Source organism: Sedimentimonas flavescens (assembly GCF_025154035.1).
In the GTDB taxonomy this organism is placed as follows: Bacteria; Pseudomonadota; Alphaproteobacteria; order Rhodobacterales; family Rhodobacteraceae; genus Rhodobacter; species Rhodobacter flavescens.
The window spans coordinates 34,003-55,202 of record NZ_JAOALJ010000007.1; the positions used below are offsets into that span (position 1 = coordinate 34,003).

The window sequence follows — 21,200 nt, forward strand, 5'->3', positions numbered from 1 at the left end:
ATCTAACGAATTCTTACCGGAGCAACAGGCCCCTTTTTCATCCGGCCCCGGAGTGTTAGCGATGGAAGGGGAGGAACCGATGAGCGCAGAAGACCCACGCGAGCGTCTGACACAGGCGGGGCTGAACCTGATCGGACAGGCTCTGTCGATCTTCGACAGCGATCTGCGGCTGGCCGTTTCGAACCGCCAGTACCAGCGCATGTTCGACCTTCCCGAGGAATATACGCGCCCCGGCACCCTGTTCGAGGACACGATCCGCCTGCTGGCGCTGCGCGGAGAATACGGCCACATCGGCGACATCGAGGAAGCGGTGCGGCTGCGCGCCGAACAGGCCCGCGCCTTCGAGCCGCATTACCTGGAGCGCACCCGCACCAATGGCCGCACCATCGCGGTCGAGGGCGCGCCACTGCCGCAGGGTGGCTGGGTGACCGTCTATACCGACATCACCGAGATCAAGCGCCAGGAAGCATTGCTGCGGGCGCGCTCGGCCGAGCTGTCCGAGCAGGTGCTGGAAAACGCCGAGCGGCTGGCGGGCGCCAACCGCGCGCTGGCCGCAACCAACGCCGCGCTGGAAGAGGCGCAGCGCGAACTGACCGCGATCGAGGCGCGCACCCGGCAGGTGACCGAAATGATGCCCGCCCATATCGCGCATATGGGCCGCGACTTCATCTATACCTTCTCGAACCGGAAGCTGACGGCTGTCATGCCCGGCTCGCTTGACGATCCGGTCGGGAAACATGCGGATGCGGTGCTCGGGCCCGACACTTTTGCGCGGATCGAGCCCGGCTTCGTCAAGGCGCTGGCGGGTCAGGCCAACGTGCTCGAGATCACGCACGAACCCTCGGGGCGGCGCATCCGCATCGCGCTGACGCCCGACCGGGGCGCCTCGGGACAGGTGCAGGGGGTCTATATCCTCTCGACCGACGTCACCCACGAAACGCAGGCCCGCGCAGCACTGGCGCAATCCTCCAAACGCGAGCTGGCGGCACAGCTGACCTCGGGGCTGGCGCATGATTTCGCCAACCTCCTGACGATCATTCTGGGGCTTCAGGGGCGACTTGAGCGGATGCCGGACCTGTCGCCCGACGCGCAGGAGGCCGTGCGCGCAACGCTGGCCGCCGCACGGCGGGGCGGCGCCCTGCTCGACCGGATCGCCGCGATCTCGGGCAAGCGCGAGTTGCGCCCGCAAGCGGTCGAGCTGCGCCCGATGATCGAGGATATCGCCGCGATGGCGCGCCCAACCCTTGGCGAAGCGGTGCAACTGGAAACCTTCGTCGGCGGGATCGAGGGGCCGGTGCTGCTCGATCCGGGGCAATTGCAGGACAGCGTATTGAACCTGCTCCTGAATGCCCGCGATGCGATGGGGCCGCACGGCGGCACAATCCGGGTTGAGGTGCATCCCGTGCGCGACACCTGGGTCGAGATCTCGGTCAGCGACACCGGCCCGGGCTTCTCCGAAGAGGCGCTGAGCCGCGCGCTCGATCCGTTCTTCACCACCAAGGGCGGTGAGGGCTCGGGGCTGGGCCTGTCGATGGTCTATGATCAGACCAAGCTTGCCGGCGGCACGGTGCGGCTGGAAAACACCCCCGAAGGCGCGCTCGTGGCGCTGCGCCTGCCGTTGCGCCCCGCCCAGGCCGAGACCGCGCCAATGCTGGTGCTTCTGGTCGAGGACAATGAAGAGATTCGCGCCCATACCCGCGAAATGCTGCGCAGCATGGAGCACACCGTCGTCGAGGCCAGCAGCGTCGCCGAGGCGGAGGCATTGCTCGCGCTGCCAGATATCGGCATGGTGCTCTCGGACATCCAGCTTCCCGGCGAGGGCTCGGGCGTGGATCTTGCCAACCGCATCGCCGAGCGCCTGCCCGTCGTTTTGATGACCTCGCTGCCGCCGGGCGACGCGCTGCGCGCCTCTGCCCCCTGCCCGGTTCTGCAAAAACCTTTTAACGCGGTAACCCTCGCCGCCACACTCGCCGGAGCACGCCGATGACCGCCCCGCATGTCGCCATCCTCGACGACGAACCCGAGATCCGCCGGATGCTGGCCGACACGCTCGAAGAGGCGGGGTTTCGTACCACGGCCTATTCCCGCGCGACCGAGTTCGAGGCGGCGCTGAAACGCACGGCCTTTGATGTTTGCCTCGTAGACCTCGGCCTGCCCGACCGCGACGGGCTGGCACTGGTGCATCGGCTCGCGCTCGAATCCGGCGCGGCGATCATCATCATCTCGGGCCGCGCGCAGGTGCAGGACCGCGTCACCGGGCTGGAGCTTGGCGCGGATGACTACATCATCAAACCCTTCGACCCGGCCGAGGTCGTGGCGCGCATCCGTGCGCGCCTGCGCAAGTCCCGCACCGAGGCCAGCACGAGCGCCCAGATCGCGCATTTCGCGGGCTGGCGCGCCCATTTCGACCGTTACGTGCTGACCGACGCAGATGGCCGCGAAACCCCGTTTTCCCATGCCGAGGGCGAGGTGTTGCGGCTCTTCCTAGACAGCCCCAACCGGCTGCTGACCCGCGCGCAGATGCAAGAACACCTTGGCGGCGTGGCGGGCGAAAGCTTTGACCGGGCGATGGATGTGCGCATCTCGCGGCTGCGCACCAAGCTGGGCGAAGACCCCAAGAACCCGCGCCTGATCAAGACGATCTACGGTGCGGGCTATATCTTCCTCGGCGAGGTCCGGTGGGAGTGATTTTGCACTGGCGTCAGCCGCCCGGTTCTGATTCCCTGAAGGAACAAGACCAACCCAAGGCCCCGCCATGCTCAGCCTGCTGCTGCACCGCCCCACCGCTCGCGCCTTCTACCGCGTCGAGATCGCCGACAATCTCTTTGGCGAATATTCGGTGCTGCGCGAATGGGGCCGTCAGGGGCGCCGCGCGGGGATGCGGGTGAACTGGTTTTCCAACCTGCGCGAGGCCGCTCGGGCCGCCGACCGCTGGCGCGGACGCGCGATCCGGCGCGGCTATCGGCTGACCGAACGCCGCGCCGCGCAAGGCTAAGGGGCGGCGATGGGGCGTATTCACTGGTGCGGAACGGGGCTGAGTTCGGGGCCGGGCCTGCGGCGCCTGATCGACGCCGGACACGCGGTGACGGTCTGGACCATCGACGAGCCTGCCGCCTACGCCCTTCTGGCCGGGCGCGAGGCTGAGATCAGCGGCTTCTCGCAGCAGGCGCTTGAGGCTACCGTGCAGCCGGGCGAGGTGATCGTCTCGATGCTGCCGCCCGATCTGCATGGTGATCTCGCGCAGATCGCGGTGCGCCGGGGCGCGCATTTCGCCTGCTCGTCCTACCTGTCGAAGCAGTTGCGCGATCTCGATGGCCCTGCGCGCGAGGCGGGCGTGACGATCCTGGCCGAGGTCGGGCTTGACCCCGGCATCGACCACCTGATGGCGCATGATCTTGTGGCGGGCTATCGCGCCTCGGGGAAGGTGGCGGCGGGCAACACCCTATCGTTTCACAGCTACTGCGGTGGCATCCCGGCCCATCCGAACGCGTTTCGCTACAAGTTCAGCTGGTCGCCGCTTGGCGTGCTGCGCGCACTGCGCACGCCCGCACGCTCGATCCGGCATTTCACCGAGTTGAAAGTGCGCCACCCGTGGGAGGCGGTCTCGCGCTTCGACGCGCCCCTGCCGCACCCCGAGACCTTCGAGGTCTACCCCAATCGCGACAGCCTGCCCTTCGTCGAGGAATATCGCTTCGACCCCGCCTGGCGGATCGAGGATTTCGTGCGCGGCACGATCCGCCTTCTGGGCTGGTCCGATGCCTGGGCGCCGGTTTTCGCCGCGCTCGAACGCGATGGCCCCGAGGCCGAGGAGCGGCTGGCGGACATGGCCGACACGCTCTGGCGCGAGAACGCCTATCACAAGGACGAGCCCGACCGGGTCGTGCTGGTCGTCTCGCTTGAGGCCAAGCACGACGGGCGGCCGGTCTGGCATCGAAGCTGGATGCTGGATGCTCAGGGCGACGCGCGCGGCTCGGCCATGGCGCGGCTGGTGTCGGGCACGGTCTCGCTCGCGGTTGAGGCGATCTTGCGCCACGAGATCCCCGCCGGGGTGCATTCGGCGCCGCATGACCCCAAACTGGTCAAGGGCTGGCTCGGGGCGCTCGAAAGCCAGGCGCAGTATCTCGCCCGAATTGACCATCTGGCCTGACGTTCAGAACGGGCGGGGCGCCGTAAAGGTCATGTGCTTGCCGCCGTCGGGATGGCGGATACGCAGGCTCTCGGCATGCAGCATCAGGCGCGGAAAATCGCGCGCGGCGCCTTCGGCATAAAGCGGATCGCCCAGGATCGGGTGCCCAAGCGAGAGCATATGCACCCGCAACTGGTGGCTGCGCCCGGTCAGCGGGTTGAGGCGCGCGCGGGTCGTGCCGTCGGGATCATGTCGCAACACCCGCCAACCGGTCTGCGCGGGCTTGCCGGTTTCATGGTTCACATGCTGCTTCGGGCGGTTCGGCCAATCCACGATCAACGGCAGATCGACGGTGCCCTCTTTCGGCTCCAGATGCCCCCAGAGCCGCGCAAGGTAGTGTTTCTTCGTCTGACGGTTCTCGAATTGCAGGCCGAGGTGGCGCTGCGCATGGGGCGTCAGGCCAAAGATCATCACGCCCGAAGTATCCATATCCAGCCGATGCACCAGCAAGATCGTGGGAAAAGCCGTTCGCAGCCGATTGATCAGGCAATCGGCGCGGTTCTCGCCCTTGCCCGGCACGGACAGAAGACCCGCGGGCTTGTCCACCACCAGGATCTCGTGATCGGCGTGGAGCACGCGGGGCTGCTCGGCGGTCGGGGTATAGACGAAATCGCTCATGCGGCCCAAATGGCCCGGCGGGGCGGCGAAATCAAGCTCAGTCGAGGACGAGCTTGGCGGCAAGGCCCCCGAACATGACCGCCGCGACACGGTTAAGCACCCCCATCCGACGCGCGAGCCGCGCGCCAAGCCAGCCTGCCGTTGCCCCGTAGCCCGCCGTGACGATAGTGCCGGTGGTCATCACGAGCGTGCCCAGGATCAGGATCTGCTGCCAGATCGGGCCGACCGAGGGATTGGTGAACTGCGGCAGGTAGGCCAGCATGAAGAGCATGACCTTTGGGTTGAGCAGGTTGGTGATGATCGCGCGGCGAAAGGCCACTGAGGGGCGTAGCGCGCCCTGGATCGAGCTGGTCGAGGGCGCCGGCGCGCGCCAACAGCGCCAGGCGACCCAGAGCAGATAGCCCGCCCCGAACCAGCGCACGACATCCAGCACGCCGGGATGCGCCGCGACCAACGCGCCAAGCCCGAAGGCCGTGGCCAGCACATGGGCGATACCACCGATACCGACGCCAAGGCCCGCCGCCGCGCCCGCCTTGGGCCCGCCCTGAATGCCCGAGGCCGTGGCGAAAAGCACATCCGATCCGGGAGTGAAGTTCAGCACCAGCGCGCCCACCATGAAGGCCGCCAAGGTTCCGGCCGGAAAGGCCATAAACGTATCCCACATAGCGCGCTCCGGGCATCTGTTTGCGGCACGCTAGATCAGCGCGGCGGCGTCGTCACGCGGGATTTTGCGTCAGACGCCAGCGAAGGTCGCGGCGAGGATCCGCCCAAGTCGTGCAGCGTCCTCCGGCGTGAAGGCGTCGGGCTGGTTGCTGTCGATGTCGAGCACACCGATCAGCCGTCCGCCTTGCCCGAAGACGGGAAGCACGATCTCGGACCGGGTCGAGGAGGAGCAGGCGATGTGCCCGGGGAAGGCGTCGACATCCGGCACGAGCTGGGTTTCACGCGTGCGCGCCGCGGCGCCGCAGACCCCCTTGGAGAAGGGGATGACAAGGCAACCATGGCCGCCCTGATAAGGGCCGATCTTGAGGAGTTCCGGTCCGGTCACGCGGTAAAACCCGGTCCAGTCAAAGCGATCGTCCGCATGATGGATCTCACAGGCAAGCGTTGCCATCAGCGCGACCTCGTCGGTCTCGCCATGGCTGAGTGCGGCTATCTGCTGTTCGAGCTGATCATAATCAACGCGCATCTTACCCTCAAAGGAAGGCCGGGGGTTTCACACCCCCGGACCCCCGTGGGATATTTCGACCACGTTGAAAAGGTCAAGGCCGCTCGATGGCGATGGCCGTGCCTTCGCCGCCGCCGATGCAGATTGCGGCGATCCCGCGCTTGAGGCCGCGCGTTTCGAGCGCGTGCAGGAGGGTGACGATGATCCGCGCGCCCGAGGCACCGATCGGGTGGCCAAGCGCGCAGGCACCGCCGTTCACGTTGACCTTGTCATGCGGCAGGCCCATGCGGCGCATGAAGGCCATGGGCACGACGGCGAAGGCCTCGTTCACCTCCCACAGATCCACGTCCTCGACCGTCCAGCCGAGCCGTCTGAGCAGCTTTTCGGCGGCGGGCACGGGGGCGGTGGGGAACTCGGCCGGGGCTTGGGCGTGGCTGGCGTGACCCAGGATGCGGGCGCGCACGGGCAGGCCTTCGGCGGCGGCCAGTTCGGCCGAGGCAAGGACCAGCGCTGCGGCTCCATCCGAGATCGAGGAAGAGTTGGCCGCAGTCACCGTACCGTCCTTGCGGAAGGCGGGCTTGAGATGCGGGATCTTGTCGGGGCGGGCATTGCCGGGCTGTTCGTCGATGCCGACATCGGTCGCACCCCCTTTGCCCGGAACCGAGACCGCAATGATTTCGGCCTCGAAAGCGCCCGATTTCTGCGCCTCAAGCGCGCGGGTCAGCGAGGCGAGAGCGTAGCTGTCCTGCTCTTCACGCGTGAACTGGAAGGCCTGCGCGCAATCCTCGGCGAAGGTGCCCATCAGGCGGCCCTTGTCATAGGCATCCTCAAGCCCGTCGAGGAACATGTGGTCGATGACCTGCGCATGGCCGAGGCGCGCGCCGCCGCGCATCTTGGGCAGCAGGTAGGGCGCATTGGTCATGCTCTCCATGCCGCCCGCAACCATCAGCCCGGCCCCGCCAGCACGGATCTGGTCATAGCCCATCATCGCGGCCTTCATCCCGGAGCCGCACATCTTGTTGAGCGTCGTTGCCGGAACGTCCTGCGGCAATCCGGCGGCAAAACCCGCCTGGCGCGCCGGGGCCTGCCCCTGCCCTGCGGGCAGCACGCAGCCCATCAGCAATTCCTCGACCCGCTCGGGTGCGACGCCTGCACGACTCAGCGCGGCCGCGATCGCCGCCCCGCCAAGCTCGGGTGCGGTCAAACCGGAGAACGCTCCCTGCATTCCGCCCATGGGTGTCCGCGCGGCCCCGACGATCACGACTTCGGTCATTCTTTTCTCCCTCAAGAAACCCGTACTCCGAATACGGAATGGTAAGCATTCGCCGATAGTGTTGCCACAACTGCACCTGTGCCGGAGGCCCAAATGAACCTGACTACAAAGTTACGTAGCGACACTTTGATTATTCGGGTCGAGGAAGACCGGCTGGACGCGGCCGTGGCGATCCGTTTCAAGGACCGGATGCGCGAGGAAACCGCCCCCGCCTCGGCGCGGGTCGTGCTGGATCTGTCGCGCGTGGTATTCCTGGACAGCTCGGGGCTTGGCGCCGTGGTGGCGGTGATGAAATCGCTCGCGCCAGAGCGGCGGCTGGAACTGGCCGGCCTTACGCCCAATGTCGAGAAGGTCTTTCGCCTGACGCGGATGGATACCGTTTTCCCCATTCATGCCAACGCCGATGCCGCGCTGGCAGAGGGGCTGCGGGATGCTGGCTGAACGTCGAGGCCTGACCGAGGCGCGGCCGAAACGCGGCACCGCACAGGTCTTTCACCTGAGTTTTCTGGCCGACCCGCTGTCGGTCCGCGCGGCGCTTTGCGCCACACGTGCGCGCTTCGCCCGGCAGATGAGCGAGGATGAAACCGGGACGCTGGAGCTTGTTCTGGCAGAGGTGCTCAACAATATCGTCGAGCATGGCTATGGCGCCGATGAGACCGGCACGATCACCCTCTCGATGGTGCGCGACAGGTGCAGCATGATCTGTTCGGTCAGCGACGACGGCGTCGAACTGCCCGCGCGCTGCCTCGATCACCTTTGGGACGGCGCACCGTCACGCCCGGCGCCAGAGGATCTGCCTGAGGGTGGTTTTGGCTGGTTTCTGATCCGGGATCTGGCCGAGGATCTGGGCTACCACCGCGAGGGCGGGCGCAACCTTCTGGCCTTCCGTCTGCCGCTGCAGGCGTTCAGTTCAGATGAAACTGAAGCGGATAGCGGCCATCCGTGAAATCGCCGAAAAGGTCGGGCAGATCGGGATGCTCGACCGGCTCCCCCGAGTAATCGGCCATCAGGTTCTGCTCCGAGACATAGGCGACGTAGTAGCTGTCGTCGTTCTCGGCCAGAAGGTGATAAAAGGGCTGTTCCTTGGACGGGCGGCTGTCTTCGGGAATGGCGTCATACCATTCCTGCGTGTTCGAGAACATCGCGTCCACATCGAAGATCACGCCCCGGAACGGATGCTTCCGGTGACGGACGATCTGGCCGATATGATACTTGGCGTGAGTCTTGTACATGATGGCACCCATAGCTCCACCTAACGCCTAACTCCATCTTATGTCCACAATTTCGCCACAATTTGGCTGGAAACAATCTGTGGCCCGCTGCCCGACAGTCCGCTTTTGCGGCCCTCGTGGCGCTTTGTGATTTCCCCTTTCGACGAAATCCCGTAAAATATCGACAAATAAGCCAAACGGCAAAAGAGCAGTCATGAAGAACATCCTGAAACTGGCCATCGTGCTGCTTGTCGCGGCATGTGGTGGCGGCGACTCGCGGGCACCGCGAAATCTGGACAACGCATGCCTGCTGGCGCGCGAGAAGCCTTCGTATTTTGCGGCCATGCGCAAGACCGAGTCCCGCTGGGGCGTGCCCGTTCATGTTCAGATGGCGACGATTTACCAGGAATCGAAGTTCATCGGCAATGCCAAGACGCCGCATCGCTTCGCCTTGGGAATCATCCCGCTCGGACGCCAAAGTTCGGCCTATGGTTACAGCCAGGCGATCGACAGCACCTGGGATGATTATCGCGAGGCCACGAACCGCCGCAGCGCCAGACGCAACAAGTTTCAGGACGCGAGCGACTTCATGGGCTGGTACATGGACGGTACCACCGAGCGTCTCGGGATCTCGAAATACGACGCGCGCAACCAGTATCTGGCTTATCACGAGGGGCGCTCGGGCTATGCCAGCGGCAGCTACCGGTCGAAAGGCTGGCTGCTGGCGGTGTCCGATCAGGTCGAGGCCCGCGCGCAGATGTACCGCGCGCAGTTGGACGCCTGCGGCCGGTAAGGCTTACTGCCGGCGGCTGCTTTCAACCACGATGTTGAACATCGCCGAGCCCAGATCGACGCCCTTGGTCAGATCGCCGAGGATAACCGTGGTCTGGGCGCCGCTGTCATCGGTGATGATCCACTGACGCAGTTCCGTCGGCTTTTCGGTGAAGACCAGCGTGATCGAGCCATATTCCGGGTGCTCGGGGTCCTGCGCCACGACGCGCGTGGTCTTGTCGTCAGAGCTATGCCCCACCACCATCTTTTCACGCGCCAGATCGACATTGGCGGCCAGAATCAGGTTCAGCGGCGTCTTCGACAGCGGGTATTGCTCGGGGCCCGAGTTCGACTTGGGGTCGAAGATGGCCACCTGCCCCGCGCTTGCCAGAACCAGCGTCTTGTCCGAGGTATATTCGAAGCGCACCCGCCCCGGCCGCTTGATGAAGATCTTGCCGGTCGAGATCGTGCCGTCCGAGTTCACCTGCGTGAAATCGGCCTGCGCGGTTTGCAGCGCGTTCAGATAGCGCGAGATCTCGTTCAGCGGGATTTTCTCGGCAAACGCGGGGGCCGCGAATGCGAGGGCGAGAACGGGCGCAAGGGCAAGGCGAAGCATGTTCATGGGCCTGAATTTATCCGCACCACGCCAAATGAAAAAGCCCCGCCGGATCACGATCGGCGGGGCTTTCATCACGTTCCTGCGGGATCATTGCTCGGGCACAAGGATCTCGCGCTTACCGACATGGTTGGCCGAGCTGACAACGCCCTGATCCTCCATCTGCTCGACCAGTCGCGCGGCCTTGTTATAGCCGATCCCCAGCTTGCGCTGGATGTACGAGGTCGAGCATTTACGATCCTTGATGACGATCGCGACGGCCTGATCGTAGAGCGCATCCTCGCCATCGGTATTGCCGCCAAGGCCAAGCACCTGGTCGATATCGCTGGCGATCTCGTCATCCGGCCCATCGACCACGCCCGACATGTACTCCGGCGGCCCGAAGGACTTGAGGTGATTCACGATCTCCTCGACCTCTTCGTCGCTGACGAAGGGCCCGTGGATCCGGGTGATGCGCGAGCCGGCGCCCATGTAGAGCATGTCGCCCATGCCCAGAAGCTGCTCGGCGCCCTGCTCGCCCAGGATGGTGCGGCTGTCGATCTTCGAGGTCACCTGGAACGAGATCCGGGTGGGGAAGTTCGCCTTGATCGTGCCGGTGATGACGTCGACCGAGGGGCGCTGCGTGGCCATGATCAGGTGGATGCCCGAGGCCCGTGCCATCTGCGCCAGACGCTGGATACAGGCTTCGATCTCCTTGCCCGCGACCATCATCAGGTCGGCCATCTCGTCGACGATGACGACGATATAGGGGAAGGGTTGCGGCTGGAACTCGTCGGTCTCAAAGATCGGCTCGCCGGTTTCCTCGTCAAAGCCGGTCTGGACGGTGCGCTTGAACAGCTCGCCCTTGGCCAGCGCCTCTTTGACGCGGCCGTTGTAGCCCTCGATGTTGCGCACGCCCATCTTGGACATCTTGCGATAGCGCTCTTCCATCTCGCCCACGACCCATTTCAGCGCGACGACGGCTTTCTTGGGATCGGTCACAACGGGGCTCAGCAGATGCGGGATGCCGTCATAAACGGAGAGTTCCAACATCTTCGGGTCGATCATGATCAACCGGCATTCCTCGGGGGAAAGCTTGTAAAGCAGCGACAAGATCATGGTGTTGATCGCCACCGACTTACCCGAACCGGTGGTCCCGGCGATCAGCAGGTGCGGCATCTTGGCGAGGTTGGCGATGACTGCCTCGCCGCCGATGTCCTTGCCGAGCGCGAGCGGCAGGCGCAGGTTCGAGTCGCCGAAATCGCGCGCGGCGAGGATCTCGCGCAGCACAACCTTCTCGCGGTGGGCATTGGGCAGTTCGATCCCGATGACCGAGCGGCCCGGCACCGTCGAGACACGCGCCGACAGCGCCGACATCGAGCGTGCGATATCATCGGCCAAGCCGATCACGCGGCTGGCTTTCAGGCCCGGTGCGGGTTCAAGTTCGTACATCGTGACGACGGGACCAGGGCGGACCGAGACGATCTCACCCTTCACGCCGTAATCGTCGAGCACGTTTTCCAGCATCCGGGCGTTTTCCTCCAACGCCTCGTCGGACAGCGAATGACGCTGGATCGTCGTCGGGTTGGTCAGCAGCGACAGCGGCGGCACCTCATAGGCGGGGTGCTGGGGCGCCTCGAAACGCAGCGTGGGCTGAGCTTCGGCCATCGCCTGCTTCGAGGGCGCGGGCGCCTTCTTGACCGGCATCACCACGCGCCGTTCGGGCGCCTGCGGGATCACCTGGCGGTTCAGTTCCATCCGCGGAGCGGGCGGGATTTCACCGTCGATCTCGGCGAAACCGTCGTCGTAATCGGCGGTCTCGTCCCAATCCTGGGTCTCGGCATCCATCTCGGGGGCCGAGAAATGCGCCTCATCCATGTCGAGGTCGATATCGAAGGGCTCGAACTGTGGCGCGGCGGGCGCGTCCAGCGTCAGGATCGGGCTGTCGGCCTGCATCAGGCTCGGCTCCGGCACCTGCACCTTGCCCGGCATGAAGCGGGGCTTGGCTTGCAGCGGGGGTTCCGCGCGCAGCGCATGCGCCGTCGGGCGACTTGCGGCCACAAGCGGCTTGGGCCCGCGTGCAAGGCGCGCGGCCACCGCGGCCAGAACCGAGGCGGGCGCGGGCGGCGCGGCGGGCGCCTCTTCGACGCGCACCTCGGCGCGCAGCGGTGCCGCGGGCGCGGCAGGGATGGGCGCGGCGGTCGCCGCGCGGGTCTTCACCGCCTCGGCGATGCGGGCGCGAATACGGTCTTCGGAAGGCGCGGCCCCGGCGCTTTGCCAGTCGCGCTGACGCTCAAACAGTTCGGGTTCCAGATCGTCCGGGTCGATCAGCGGCTCATTGTCCTGCGCACGACGAATGCGCGACAGAAGCGAGCCGCGCTCGGGCTGCGCGGCCAGCGGCGGCTCGGCCACCCAGGCCTGTTGCGCGGACCAGGTAGCGTAGTCGTCGGCACGCTCGGCAGCCGCAGCCCGGCGCTGACGCGCGCGTTCGCTTGCCGTCTGCGCAGCGCGGACCGAGGCCGAAGCGCCCTTGCCCAGCAGGGTCATCAGCCCGGCATAGGCCGCCACCGTCCCCAGCATCAGAAAACGCGCGATCAGGCCCCATTCTTCGCGGTCGAAACCCAGCACGAAGGACGACACGGCGATGGTCAGGACCGCCAGCACCAGCGAAAGCAGCTTCAACCCGACCGTCCCCGACACCGGCGAGATCCCCAGAAGCGAGCCTGCGATCATGTCGCCGAAATGCCCGCCCAGACCGAAAGTCTGACCCCAGTCAGCACCCGGCACCAGCAGCGCCGCATAGACCGAGGCGACAGCCACCGCGATCGGCAGCAAAACGGCGCGCTGGCTCAGGCGTTCCTCGCCGCGATGGGTGACGAAACGCGCCCCCCAAACCCACAGGCCAAGCGGCAAGAGCCACGCCCCGCGCCCGACGATCACCACCAGCGGCGAGGCGATGCCCGCACCGATCCGGCCAAGCCAGTTCTGCACCGGCTCTTCCGAGGCGGCCATCCAGCTCGGATCTTCGGGTGAGTAGCTGCCCAGCAGCATCGCCACGAGAACCCCGGCAAAAATCAGCACCGCGCCGACCAGCTCCTTGCCGCGGCGCTCGAGGATCGCCTGCGTGTTCTGGTCCAGTAGGGGGTCGCGCTGTCTCACCTGATAGGATGCCATCTTTACCTGTCCTCACGCATAGAGGCAGTCGCGCAGCTTGATCAGCCCGCGCCGCGTTTCTTCTTTTGGGGCGACCAGGGCCACCCGGATATATCCCTTGCCGGGGTTGAACCCCTCGACCTCACGCGAAAGGTATGCGCCGGGCAGAACCCGCACTCCCGTCTCGCGCCACAGTTTCAGTGCCGCTTCCTCGCCATCCTCGACGGGAAGCCACAGGAAGAACCCGCCCTCTGGCAGGCGGAAGCTGTTCACGCCCTGGAAAATCTCTTCGGCGATCGCGTATTTCTCGGCGTAAAGCGCGCGGTTCTCGATCACATGCGCCTCATCGGCCCAGGCGGCTTCCGAGACGCGCTGGATCGGCAGCGGCAGCGGCGCACCGGCATAGGCGCGCAGCTGGCGGATGCGGCGGATGCACTCGACCCCGCCCGCGCAAAAGCCAGACCGCAACCCCGGCAGGTTCGAGCGTTTCGAGAGCGAGTGGAAGACCATCACGCGCTCGGGGTCGAAACCCTCGTCATTGGCCACTTCGAGCGCGCCGGGCGGCGGCGCGGTCCGCCAGAGTTCCGAATAGCATTCGTCGGCGAAGATGCGGAAATCGTGCTTCTCGGCCAGCGCGAGCAACGTCTTGAGATACTCGCGCGAGGCAACCGCGCCCTGCGGATTGGCGGGCGAGCACAGATAGGCGATGGCGGTGCGGTCAAGCACCTCGGCGGGCAGGCCCGCGTAATCGGGCAGGAAACCCGTGGATTCGGTCGAGGGAACGAACACTGCCTCGGCGCCCACGGTGGCGGTGGCAACGGCGTAAACCTGATAGAACGGGTTCGGGATCAGCACGACGGGCTTCGCGCCGTTCTTGGTTTCCGGGCAAAGCGCCACGGCCGCGTTGAACAGCCCCTCGCGCGTGCCGTTCAGCGCCATGATCCGCTCGGGCGCGACATCGGCGCGGTAGCGGTTCTTGAGCCAGGCCGAAATCGCCGAAAGCAGCTCGGGCGTGCCGTCATTGGCCGGGTATTTGCCAAACTCCGCAAGGTTTTGCGCGAGGATCGGGCCGACGAAATCAGGCATGGCGTGGCGCGGCTCGCCAATGGTCATGGCGATGGGTTCGCCGCCCGGAGCGTGCGAATCGAGAAGCGTCCGCAAACGCGGAAACGCATATTCGGGCAGGTTCGAGAACCGCTCGGGAAACGCCATATTTGCCTCATGTATCGGGGTCGTTTCGCCCCGTTTGATCAACAGGTTACAAAACCGCGCCCGATCCGTCCAGAAAAAGCGCGGGGTCGGTGCGGGAGGGGATTCGCAATTGTGTCTTTTCAGCCAAGCGCGGCTTCGGCGGCGGCACCAAGACGCAGCAGGCGTTCCTCGGCCATGGGTGCGGCCATCAGCGATATGCCACACATCGGCTCGCCCGTGGGCAGGGTCAGCGCACAGAGGCCAAAGATATTGCCGATACGCGTGTTGCGCAGCGCCAGAAGGTTCTCGGCGGCGAAATAGGCCGGATCGGTAAGCAGGCGCTTGGCATCGGGCGGCAGGATCGGCGCGGTCGGGACCAGCACGGCGTCATATTCGGCAGTCTCGGCCAGATAGGCGGCGCGATAGGCGTCGAGCGCCTCCCACGCGGCGATGTAATTCGCCGCCAACGCCGCAGCCCCGGAGCGGAAACGCTCTAGGATGAGCGGATACATCTTGGCGGGGGCGGCCTCGATCACGTCCTTCCAGATGCCGTAAGCCTCGGGCGCGAAAAGGATGCCGGACAGATCCATGGCGGGTTTGACCATCGGCAGGGCGCGCCGCTCGATCCGCGCGCCCGCACGGGCCAAACGCTCCACCGCCGCCTCGAAGCCGCGAACCGGCGCCTCGCGCGCGGCATCGAAGGGCAGACCCTCCAGCACCAGAAGCCGCGCGCCTTTCAGATCGGCGCCACGCAGATCGGCGGCCTTACCCCCCTCGATCAGCGCCAAGAGCGCGGCGCAATCGGCCACCGTACGCGCCAGTGGCCCCACCGTGTCGAACCGGCGGCAGAGCGGCACCACCCCACGGGCCGAAACCCGGCCGTGCGTGGTCTTGAGGCCAACAAGATCGTTCCATGCGGAGGGAATACGCACCGATCCCCCGGTATCCGAGCCGATCGCCCCCGCCGCCAGCCCCAGCTTGACCGACACCGCCGCGCCCGAGCTTGAGCCCCCCGGCGCCAGTTCAGGGCGGATCGCATTGGGCGGCGTCGCCGTCATCGGGTTCACGCCAAGGCCGGAAAAGGCCAGTTCAGTCATATGCGTCTTGCCCAGACAGACCGACCCGGCAAGCGTCGCGCGGGCCAGCACCTCGGCGTCTTCCTCGGGGATACGGCCTTCCAGCAGGCGCGAGCCCGCCTCGGTCGCCACGCCCGCGCTGTCGAAAAGATCCTTCCAACTCAGGCTGACACCATCGAGCAGCCCGCGCCGGGTGCCGTTCTTGGCGCGCGAACGCGCGGCCATCGCCTCGGCCCGGGCGCGTTTGGGCGTGAGCCTCGCATAGACATCGGGCGCGCCCGCGGCGGCCTCCAGATAGGCCTCGGTCAGATCGACGGGGCAAAGCTTGCCCGCCCCGATGGCCTGCCCCTGCTCAACTGCGCTTGCGAACCGATCCATGCCGACCTCCGTTTTCAGCGAGGCTAGCGACTAGGCTGCGCATGGACAATCCCGCGCGTCACGCCATAGTAACGGGCATGAAATACGATTCAGACATCATCATCTCGGGCGGCGGGCTGAACGGCCCGGCCCTAGCGCTTGCACTGGCCCAGACCGGCCTTCGTGTCACCGTCATCGACGCAGCCCCCGCGCGCCAGCGCGCCGAGGACGCCTTTGACGGGCGCGCCTATGCGCTGGCGCTGGCCTCGCACAAGCTTCTGCGCGCGATTGGCGTCTGGCCTGCGGTCGCGGCACAGGCGCAGCCGATGATGGAGGTCAAGGCGGCCGACGGCCGCCCCGGCGAGGGCGCCGCGCCGCTCTTCTTGCATTTCGACGCGCGAGAGCTTGACCAGTCCCCCGTGGGCTACATGCTTGAGGATCGCTTCCTCTACCGCGCCTTTCTGGATGCGATGGAGGCTTCGCCGCAGATCACGCTGATCCCGGCCACCTCGGTCACCGCGCAAGAGGTGCAGCCCGGCGGCATCGCCGTCACACTGTCCGACGGACGGGTGATGACCGCACGTCTGCTGGTCGGCGCGGACGGGCGCCGCTCGGGCGTGGCCGAGCGCGCGGGCATCACACGTGAGGGCTGGGGTTACGGCCAAACCGCACTGGTCGCCGCCATCGCCCATGAAAAGCCGCATCACGGCATCGCCCATCAGTTCTTTATGACCGGTGGGCCGCTGGCGATCCTGCCGCTGACGGGGAACCGCTCATCGATCGTCTGGAGCGAGAGCGACGAGAACGCGCGCACCATCGCCGCGCTCTCGGACGAGGATTTCCTGGCGGTGCTGCGCCCCCGTTTTGGCGATTTCCTTGGCAAGATCGAACTGGCCGGGCCGCGCTTCAGCTATCCGCTGAACCTGACGCTGGCGCGTGCCTATGTGGCGCCGCGCGTGGCGTTGATCGGGGATGCGGCGCATGGCGTGCATCCGATCGCCGGGCAGGGCCTGAACCTTGGGCTGCGTGATGTCGGTGCCCTGGCCGAAGTGCTGGTCGAGGCCACGCGGCGCGGCGAGGATATCGGCGCCATCGACGTGCTTGAGCGTTACCAGGGCTGGCGGCGGTTCGACTCGACTGCGCTCGCGCTTGGCATGGATGCGGTGAACAAGCTTTTCTCGAACGACAACCCGATCCTGCGCGCGGGGCGCGACCTTGGCATGGGGATCGTGCAGGCCATTCCCGGCCTGCGTCAGGGCTTCATGCGGCAGGCGGCCGGCCTGTCGGGGCCGCTGCCACGCCTGCTTCAGGGCCGCGCGCTTTAGTCGAGCGCGCGCGCCTCATCCACCAGCATGATCGGGATACCGCCGCGGATCGGAAAGGCCAGCCGCGCGGCCTTCGAGACCAGCTCCTGCCGCTCGGCATCGTAATGCAGGGTGGTATGGGTCAGCGGGCAGACCAGCGCCTCAAGCATCCGGCGCTCGAACAGGGGTTTTTGATCGCTCATTGCAGGCCCTCCTCGCCGCAGCCACGCAGCGAAAACTCCATCAGCGTCACAAGGGTTTCGCGCCGCGTGGTCAGGTCGGGCGCCTCAAGCAGCGCCTGCTTGTCCTCGGGGTCCAGCGGCAGAAGCATCGAGAGCGTGTTGAGCAACAACTCATCCTCTGCATCCTTCAGCGAATCCCAGTCGGTATCGAGACCCTGCGCGGTGAAATAGCGGCACAGCAGATCCATGAAGGGCGGGCGGTCGAAGCCCGGGTCATGTTCTGCCAGGCCGATGTCGCGCGCGAAGGGCGCCCAGTTCACCCGCGCGCGGATGTAGGGGGTGAAACCCTCCTGCTCCTCGCTGAGCTTGAAGCGCGAGATCCCCGACAAGGTGATCATGTAGCGCCCGTCCTCGGTCTCGGAGAACCCCGTAAGCCGCCCGGCGCAACCGATGGTGCTGAGCCGCGTGGCCCCGCCGGGACAGCGGCAGGGCTGGATCATGCCGATCAGCCGCTCGCGCGTTTTCATGCAGTCTTCAAGCATCTGCAGGTAGCGCGGCTCGAAGATATGTAGCGGCAGGCGTCCCCGGGGCAGCAAGAGCGCCCCGGTCAGCGGGAAAAGGGGAATGGTATCGGGCAGGTCGCCGGGCTTGATCATGCGCATCACATAGCCCGCCGTTCCGTTCAGGCAAATATCATCGACGACAGCCGACGACGGCCCTTGGCCGCGATCGGGTCATTGGGCTTGAGCGCGTCGAAAACGGTGAAAAGCTGCGTCTTGGCGGCGCCCTCGTTCCACTCACGATCGCGACGGAACAGTTCGAGCAACTGCTCGACCGCCTCTTCAACCTGCCCTGCCGCATGGAGCGCCTGCGCATAGTCGAAGCGCGCCTGATGATCGTTGGGATCGGCTTCGACTGCCGCCTTGAGGATATCGAGCGGGCCTGCCTTTTCCGCCTGCCGCGTCAGCGCGATCTGCGCGCGCACGGCCTCGACCGGGGCGGCAGAGGCGATCTTGGTGGGCACGGCGGCCAGCAGTTGTTCGGCCTGCTCAAGATTGCCAAGCGCCAGATGCGCGCGCATCAGCCCGCCATAGGCCTCGGCATTCTCGGCGTCTTCCTCAAGGATCGCAGCGAAGGTCTCGGCGGCATCGACGGCGGCGCCTTCGGCCAGCATTTCCTCGGCGGCGGCAACGGCATCGGCCAGACCGCCATCACCGGCCATGGCCGACAGCTTCTCAACGAATTTCTTCAGCTCCGAGGCCGGCAGCGCACCCTGGAAACCATCGACCGGCTGGCCCTGCCAGAAGGCATAGACCGTCGGGATCGACTGGACCCGCATCTGGCCCGCGATCATCTGGTTTTCATCGACATTGACCTTGGCCATGACAACCTTGCCCTTGGCGTCATTCACCGCCGCCTCAAGCGCCGGGCCAAGCTGACGGCAGGGGCCGCACCAGGGCGCCCAGAAATCGACGATCACCGGGACGGTCATCGACTTGTCCACGACCTCGGCCATGAAGTTGGCTTCGGTCACGTCCTTGACGAGTTCGGGTTGGGCGGGCTTCGTGTCGGTTCCAAACATATGCTTATCCTCTCGGATTCGGTTGTCCCCTATATGCGCGCGCAAGGGCGCCGCGCCAAGGGGCCGGGCGGAATTGTCTCACAGATCGAAGGTCGCAAAGACCGGCGCATGGTCCGAGGGTTGCTCCCACCCGCGGGCGGCGCGCAACACACGGCTGCCATGAGAGGCGTTGGCGATATCGGGCGTGGCCCAGACGTGATCGAGCCTGCGGCCCTTGTCCGCCGCGTCCCAATCCGCCGCGCGATAGGACCACCAGGAATACAAAAGCCCCTCGGGAATGTCCTTGCGGGTCACATCGACCCAGGCGCCCGCATCCTGCGTTTGCGCCAGATGTTCGATCTCGATCGGCGTGTGCGAGACGATCTTGAGCAGCTGCTTGTGGTTCCAAACGTCATCCTCGCGCGGGGCGATGTTCAGATCGCCGACAAGGATCGACTTCTGCGGCTTGGCCGCGTGGAAATCGTCACGCATATGGGTAAGGAAATCGAGCTTCTGGCCGAACTTCTCGTTCTGCGTGCGGTCGGGAATATCGCCGCCTGCCGGGACGTAGAAGTTGTGAATCGTCACGCCATTCTCAAGCCGGCCCGCGACATGGCGGGCATGGCCCAGATTGGCGTAATCTTCGCCGCCCACCTCGGTCAGGGGCAGTTTCGACAGGATCGCCACGCCGTTGTAGCCCTTCTGCCCCCGCGCCACGATCCAGTTGTAGCCAAGCGCGCGGAACCGCTCGAGCGGGATCTTCTCGACCGGGCTCTTGCATTCCTGAAGGCAAAGGACGTCGGGCGCCTCCTCTTCCATCAGCTTGCACACCAGCGACTCGCGCAGGCGGACCGAGTTGATGTTCCAGGTGGCGAGGGTGAAGGTCATGGGCGTCTCCTTTGATCGGCGCGATACTGGCCCGGCCCCCGCCAAAGGGCAACCCGAAGCCTGCCCGAAACGAAAACGGCGGTGGAGCCTGCCACCGCCGTTTCAAGGTTTTCGGCCTGCTTACTCGGCCCAACCGCCGATCGACTTGACGCAGCAGAACTCTTCGATGCCCCAGCGGCCACCCTCGCGCGCAAGGCCCGAGGCGCCGATGCCGCCGAAGGGCGCGCCCGCGCCACGGCTTTTTCCGTTCATCTGCACCATACCGGCATTGAGCGACCGCGCCAGACGGTTGCGGCGCGCACCGTCCATGCTCTGGACATAGTTCGTCAGACCGTAAGGCGTGTCATTGGCCAGCGCGACGGCCTCTTCCTCATTGTCGAAAGGCATGATCGACAGCACCGGACCAAAGATTTCCTCGCGCACGATGGTCATCTCGGGGGTGCAATCGGCGAAGATCGTCGGGCGGACGTAGTAGCCCTTGTTCAGCCCCTCGGGGCGGCCAAGACCGCCCGCGATCAGCCGCGCACCTTCTTTGATACCGGACTCGATCAGGCCCTGGATCTTTTCGAACTGCGCCTTGTTGATCACCGGGCCGATGTGGCGGCCTTCCTCGCGCGGGTTGGCCACGCGGGTCTCGGCAGCGGTCTGCGCGGCGATCTCAAGCGCCTTCTCGTAATAGCTGCGCTCGACCAGCATCCGGCTCGGGGCGTTGCACGACTGCCCGGTGTTCTCGAACATGTGGCGCACACCGCGCTTGACGGCCTTTTCGTCGCAATCGGCGAAAATCAGGTTCGCACCCTTGCCCCCCAGTTCAAGACAGACGCGCTTGAGCGTCTCGGCGGCGGCAACCGAGATCGCCTTGCCCGCGCGGGTCGAGCCGGTGAAGGAGATCATCGCGATATCGGGGTGCGACGAAAGCTGCGAGCCCACGCCCATGCCGTCGCCATTCACCAGATTGAACACGCCTGCGGGCACGCCCGCCTGATCGATGAACTCGGCAAACAGCATCGAGGACAGCGGCGCCTCTTCCGAGGGCTTGAGCACCATCGTGCAGCCCGCGATCAGCGCCGGAATGACCTTGAGCGTGACCTGGTTCATCGGCCAGTTCCACGGCGTGATCAGGCCGACAACACCAATCGGCTCATAGGCGATCATCGCGCCGGGGGTGCCATCGCCGAGCGGGTGAACCCATTCGAAATCCTTCGCCGCCTTGATGAAGTTCGAGACGTGCCAAGTGCCGGAGGAGGCCTGCTCCTTGCGGGCCAGATCAATGGGTGCGCCCATCTCAAGGCTGATGGCCTGGGCCATTTCCTCGAACCGCTCCTCGTAGATCGCGAGGATCTTCTCGACATAGGCCAGACGGGTCTCGGGCGCGGTCGCGCGCCAGGCGGGAAGGGCAGCTTTGGCGGCGGCAACCGCCGCCTCGGTGTCGGCGCGCGCGCCTAGCGAGATCACCGCGCAGGGATCTTCGGTGGCCGGGTCGATGACCTGATAGTCACGTGCCGCAGCCGGGGCGACCCATGCGCCGTTGATGTAGAAATCGCGCTTTTCGATCATGGAAACCTCCTGTTGGCGCGCAGCGTGGCATCGTGCTGCGGTAAGGGCAAGGCGACGCATTGGAAAAGCCCTGCGCAAAATGGCGCACCCGTCTGGCAAGGCCTGACCA

At 65.9% G+C, this 21,200-nt stretch carries 22 protein-coding genes; 8 read left to right on the forward strand and 14 right to left on the reverse strand.

Annotated features, from left to right (window positions below; translation table 11 throughout):
* Window positions 1-79: 79 nt before the first annotated feature.
* The 4 genes from N3C64_RS13350 (at window position 80) to N3C64_RS13365 (ending at window position 4,147) form a co-directional block, all read left to right on the forward strand.
* The gene (locus N3C64_RS13350) at window positions 80-1,987 is read left to right on the forward strand and encodes a PAS-domain containing protein (RefSeq protein WP_218630462.1); all 1,908 of its coding nucleotides are present in this window, start codon (window positions 80-82) and stop codon (window positions 1,985-1,987) included.
* A complete protein-coding gene (locus N3C64_RS13355) occupies window positions 1,984-2,688 on the forward strand; it encodes a response regulator transcription factor (protein WP_218630461.1) in 705 nt (234 codons plus the stop codon). The genes N3C64_RS13350 and N3C64_RS13355 overlap by 4 nt, the downstream gene beginning before the upstream one ends.
* Window positions 2,689-2,755: 67 nt before the next feature.
* Window positions 2,756-2,995: a WGR domain-containing protein gene (locus N3C64_RS13360; RefSeq protein ID WP_260014834.1), complete on the forward strand. Its 240-nt coding sequence runs from the start codon at window positions 2,756-2,758 to the stop codon at window positions 2,993-2,995.
* 9 nt (window positions 2,996-3,004) lie between these two features.
* Window positions 3,005-4,147 carry a saccharopine dehydrogenase C-terminal domain-containing protein gene (locus N3C64_RS13365; protein ID WP_260014835.1) on the forward strand — a complete coding sequence of 381 codons (1,143 nt, stop codon included), beginning with the start codon at window positions 3,005-3,007 and terminating at the stop codon, window positions 4,145-4,147.
* 3 nt (window positions 4,148-4,150) lie between these two features.
* Here the strand turns inward: N3C64_RS13365 and N3C64_RS13370 are convergent, their stop codons facing one another.
* From N3C64_RS13370 to N3C64_RS13385, 4 genes are all read right to left on the reverse strand, one after another.
* Window positions 4,151-4,804, reverse strand: a complete 654-nt coding sequence (locus N3C64_RS13370; protein WP_260014836.1) for a pseudouridine synthase — start codon at window positions 4,802-4,804, stop codon at window positions 4,151-4,153.
* A gap of 37 nt (window positions 4,805-4,841) precedes the next feature.
* Complete coding sequence (locus N3C64_RS13375) at window positions 4,842-5,468, reverse strand: LysE family translocator (protein ID WP_260014837.1); 627 nt, start codon at window positions 5,466-5,468, stop codon at window positions 4,842-4,844.
* 69 nt (window positions 5,469-5,537) lie between these two features.
* Window positions 5,538-5,993 (reverse strand): free L-methionine (R)-S-oxide reductase MsrC, encoded by a 456-nt coding sequence (msrC, locus tag N3C64_RS13380; RefSeq protein WP_218630457.1) that lies wholly within the window; start codon window positions 5,991-5,993, stop codon window positions 5,538-5,540.
* Between the two features lie 73 nt (window positions 5,994-6,066).
* On the reverse strand, window positions 6,067-7,245 hold the full coding sequence (locus N3C64_RS13385; RefSeq protein ID WP_260014838.1) for an acetyl-CoA C-acyltransferase: 1,179 nt from the start codon (window positions 7,243-7,245) through the stop codon (window positions 6,067-6,069).
* Window positions 7,246-7,338: 93 nt separating this feature from the next.
* On the opposite strand from N3C64_RS13385, the gene N3C64_RS13390 reads away from it, so the two are divergent.
* Together N3C64_RS13390 and N3C64_RS13395 are read left to right on the forward strand one after the other, a co-directional pair.
* Window positions 7,339-7,686, forward strand: coding sequence for an STAS domain-containing protein (locus tag N3C64_RS13390; RefSeq protein ID WP_260014839.1), 348 nt, complete (start codon window positions 7,339-7,341; stop codon window positions 7,684-7,686).
* The gene (locus N3C64_RS13395) at window positions 7,676-8,191 is read left to right on the forward strand and encodes an ATP-binding protein (protein WP_260014840.1); all 516 of its coding nucleotides are present in this window, start codon (window positions 7,676-7,678) and stop codon (window positions 8,189-8,191) included. The genes N3C64_RS13390 and N3C64_RS13395 overlap by 11 nt, the downstream gene beginning before the upstream one ends.
* Here N3C64_RS13395 and hspQ read toward each other — a convergent pair.
* Window positions 8,151-8,477: a heat shock protein HspQ gene (gene hspQ, locus N3C64_RS13400; RefSeq protein WP_218630453.1), complete on the reverse strand. Its 327-nt coding sequence runs from the start codon at window positions 8,475-8,477 to the stop codon at window positions 8,151-8,153. The two genes, N3C64_RS13395 and hspQ, sit on opposite strands and share 41 nt — an antisense overlap.
* Before the next feature lie 193 nt (window positions 8,478-8,670).
* Here hspQ and N3C64_RS13405 point away from each other — a divergent pair, with 193 nt between their 5' ends.
* The gene (locus N3C64_RS13405; protein WP_260014841.1) at window positions 8,671-9,249 is read left to right on the forward strand and encodes a transglycosylase SLT domain-containing protein; all 579 of its coding nucleotides are present in this window, start codon (window positions 8,671-8,673) and stop codon (window positions 9,247-9,249) included.
* Window positions 9,250-9,252: 3 nt separating this feature from the next.
* On the opposite strand, the gene N3C64_RS13410 is transcribed toward N3C64_RS13405, so the two are convergent.
* The 4 genes from N3C64_RS13410 to N3C64_RS13425 all read right to left on the reverse strand — a co-directional run bounded on the left by N3C64_RS13410 (window position 9,253) and on the right by N3C64_RS13425 (window position 15,620).
* Window positions 9,253-9,849 (reverse strand): LolA family protein, encoded by a 597-nt coding sequence (locus tag N3C64_RS13410; protein WP_260014842.1) that lies wholly within the window; start codon window positions 9,847-9,849, stop codon window positions 9,253-9,255.
* 84 nt (window positions 9,850-9,933) lie between these two features.
* Window positions 9,934-12,996: a DNA translocase FtsK gene (locus N3C64_RS13415; RefSeq protein WP_260014843.1), complete on the reverse strand. Its 3,063-nt coding sequence runs from the start codon at window positions 12,994-12,996 to the stop codon at window positions 9,934-9,936.
* Between the two features lie 12 nt (window positions 12,997-13,008).
* Window positions 13,009-14,187: an aminotransferase class I/II-fold pyridoxal phosphate-dependent enzyme gene (locus N3C64_RS13420; RefSeq protein ID WP_260014844.1), complete on the reverse strand. Its 1,179-nt coding sequence runs from the start codon at window positions 14,185-14,187 to the stop codon at window positions 13,009-13,011.
* 119 nt (window positions 14,188-14,306) lie between these two features.
* Window positions 14,307-15,620 (reverse strand): amidase, encoded by a 1,314-nt coding sequence (locus N3C64_RS13425; protein ID WP_260014845.1) that lies wholly within the window; start codon window positions 15,618-15,620, stop codon window positions 14,307-14,309.
* Window positions 15,621-15,697: 77 nt separating this feature from the next.
* Between N3C64_RS13425 and N3C64_RS13430 the strand changes: the two genes are divergently transcribed.
* Window positions 15,698-16,924, forward strand: a complete 1,227-nt coding sequence (locus N3C64_RS13430; protein ID WP_260014846.1) for an FAD-dependent monooxygenase — start codon at window positions 15,698-15,700, stop codon at window positions 16,922-16,924.
* Here N3C64_RS13430 and N3C64_RS13435 read toward each other — a convergent pair.
* The 5 genes from N3C64_RS13435 to N3C64_RS13455 all read right to left on the reverse strand — a co-directional run bounded on the left by N3C64_RS13435 (window position 16,921) and on the right by N3C64_RS13455 (window position 21,091).
* A complete protein-coding gene (locus N3C64_RS13435) occupies window positions 16,921-17,106 on the reverse strand; it encodes a Trm112 family protein (protein WP_218630446.1) in 186 nt (61 codons plus the stop codon). The two genes, N3C64_RS13430 and N3C64_RS13435, sit on opposite strands and share 4 nt — an antisense overlap.
* Window positions 17,103-17,741 carry an LON peptidase substrate-binding domain-containing protein gene (locus tag N3C64_RS13440; RefSeq protein WP_260014954.1) on the reverse strand — a complete coding sequence of 213 codons (639 nt, stop codon included), beginning with the start codon at window positions 17,739-17,741 and terminating at the stop codon, window positions 17,103-17,105. The genes N3C64_RS13435 and N3C64_RS13440 overlap by 4 nt, the downstream gene beginning before the upstream one ends.
* Window positions 17,742-17,767: 26 nt before the next feature.
* Entirely contained in the window at window positions 17,768-18,667 is a 900-nt protein-coding gene (gene trxA, locus N3C64_RS13445) for a thioredoxin (protein WP_260014847.1), read from the reverse strand.
* Between the two features lie 78 nt (window positions 18,668-18,745).
* Window positions 18,746-19,534, reverse strand: a complete 789-nt coding sequence (locus N3C64_RS13450) for an exodeoxyribonuclease III (protein ID WP_260014848.1) — start codon at window positions 19,532-19,534, stop codon at window positions 18,746-18,748.
* Between the two features lie 120 nt (window positions 19,535-19,654).
* Window positions 19,655-21,091, reverse strand: a complete 1,437-nt coding sequence (locus tag N3C64_RS13455; RefSeq protein ID WP_260014849.1) for an aldehyde dehydrogenase family protein — start codon at window positions 21,089-21,091, stop codon at window positions 19,655-19,657.
* Between the last annotated feature and the right edge of the window lie 109 nt (window positions 21,092-21,200).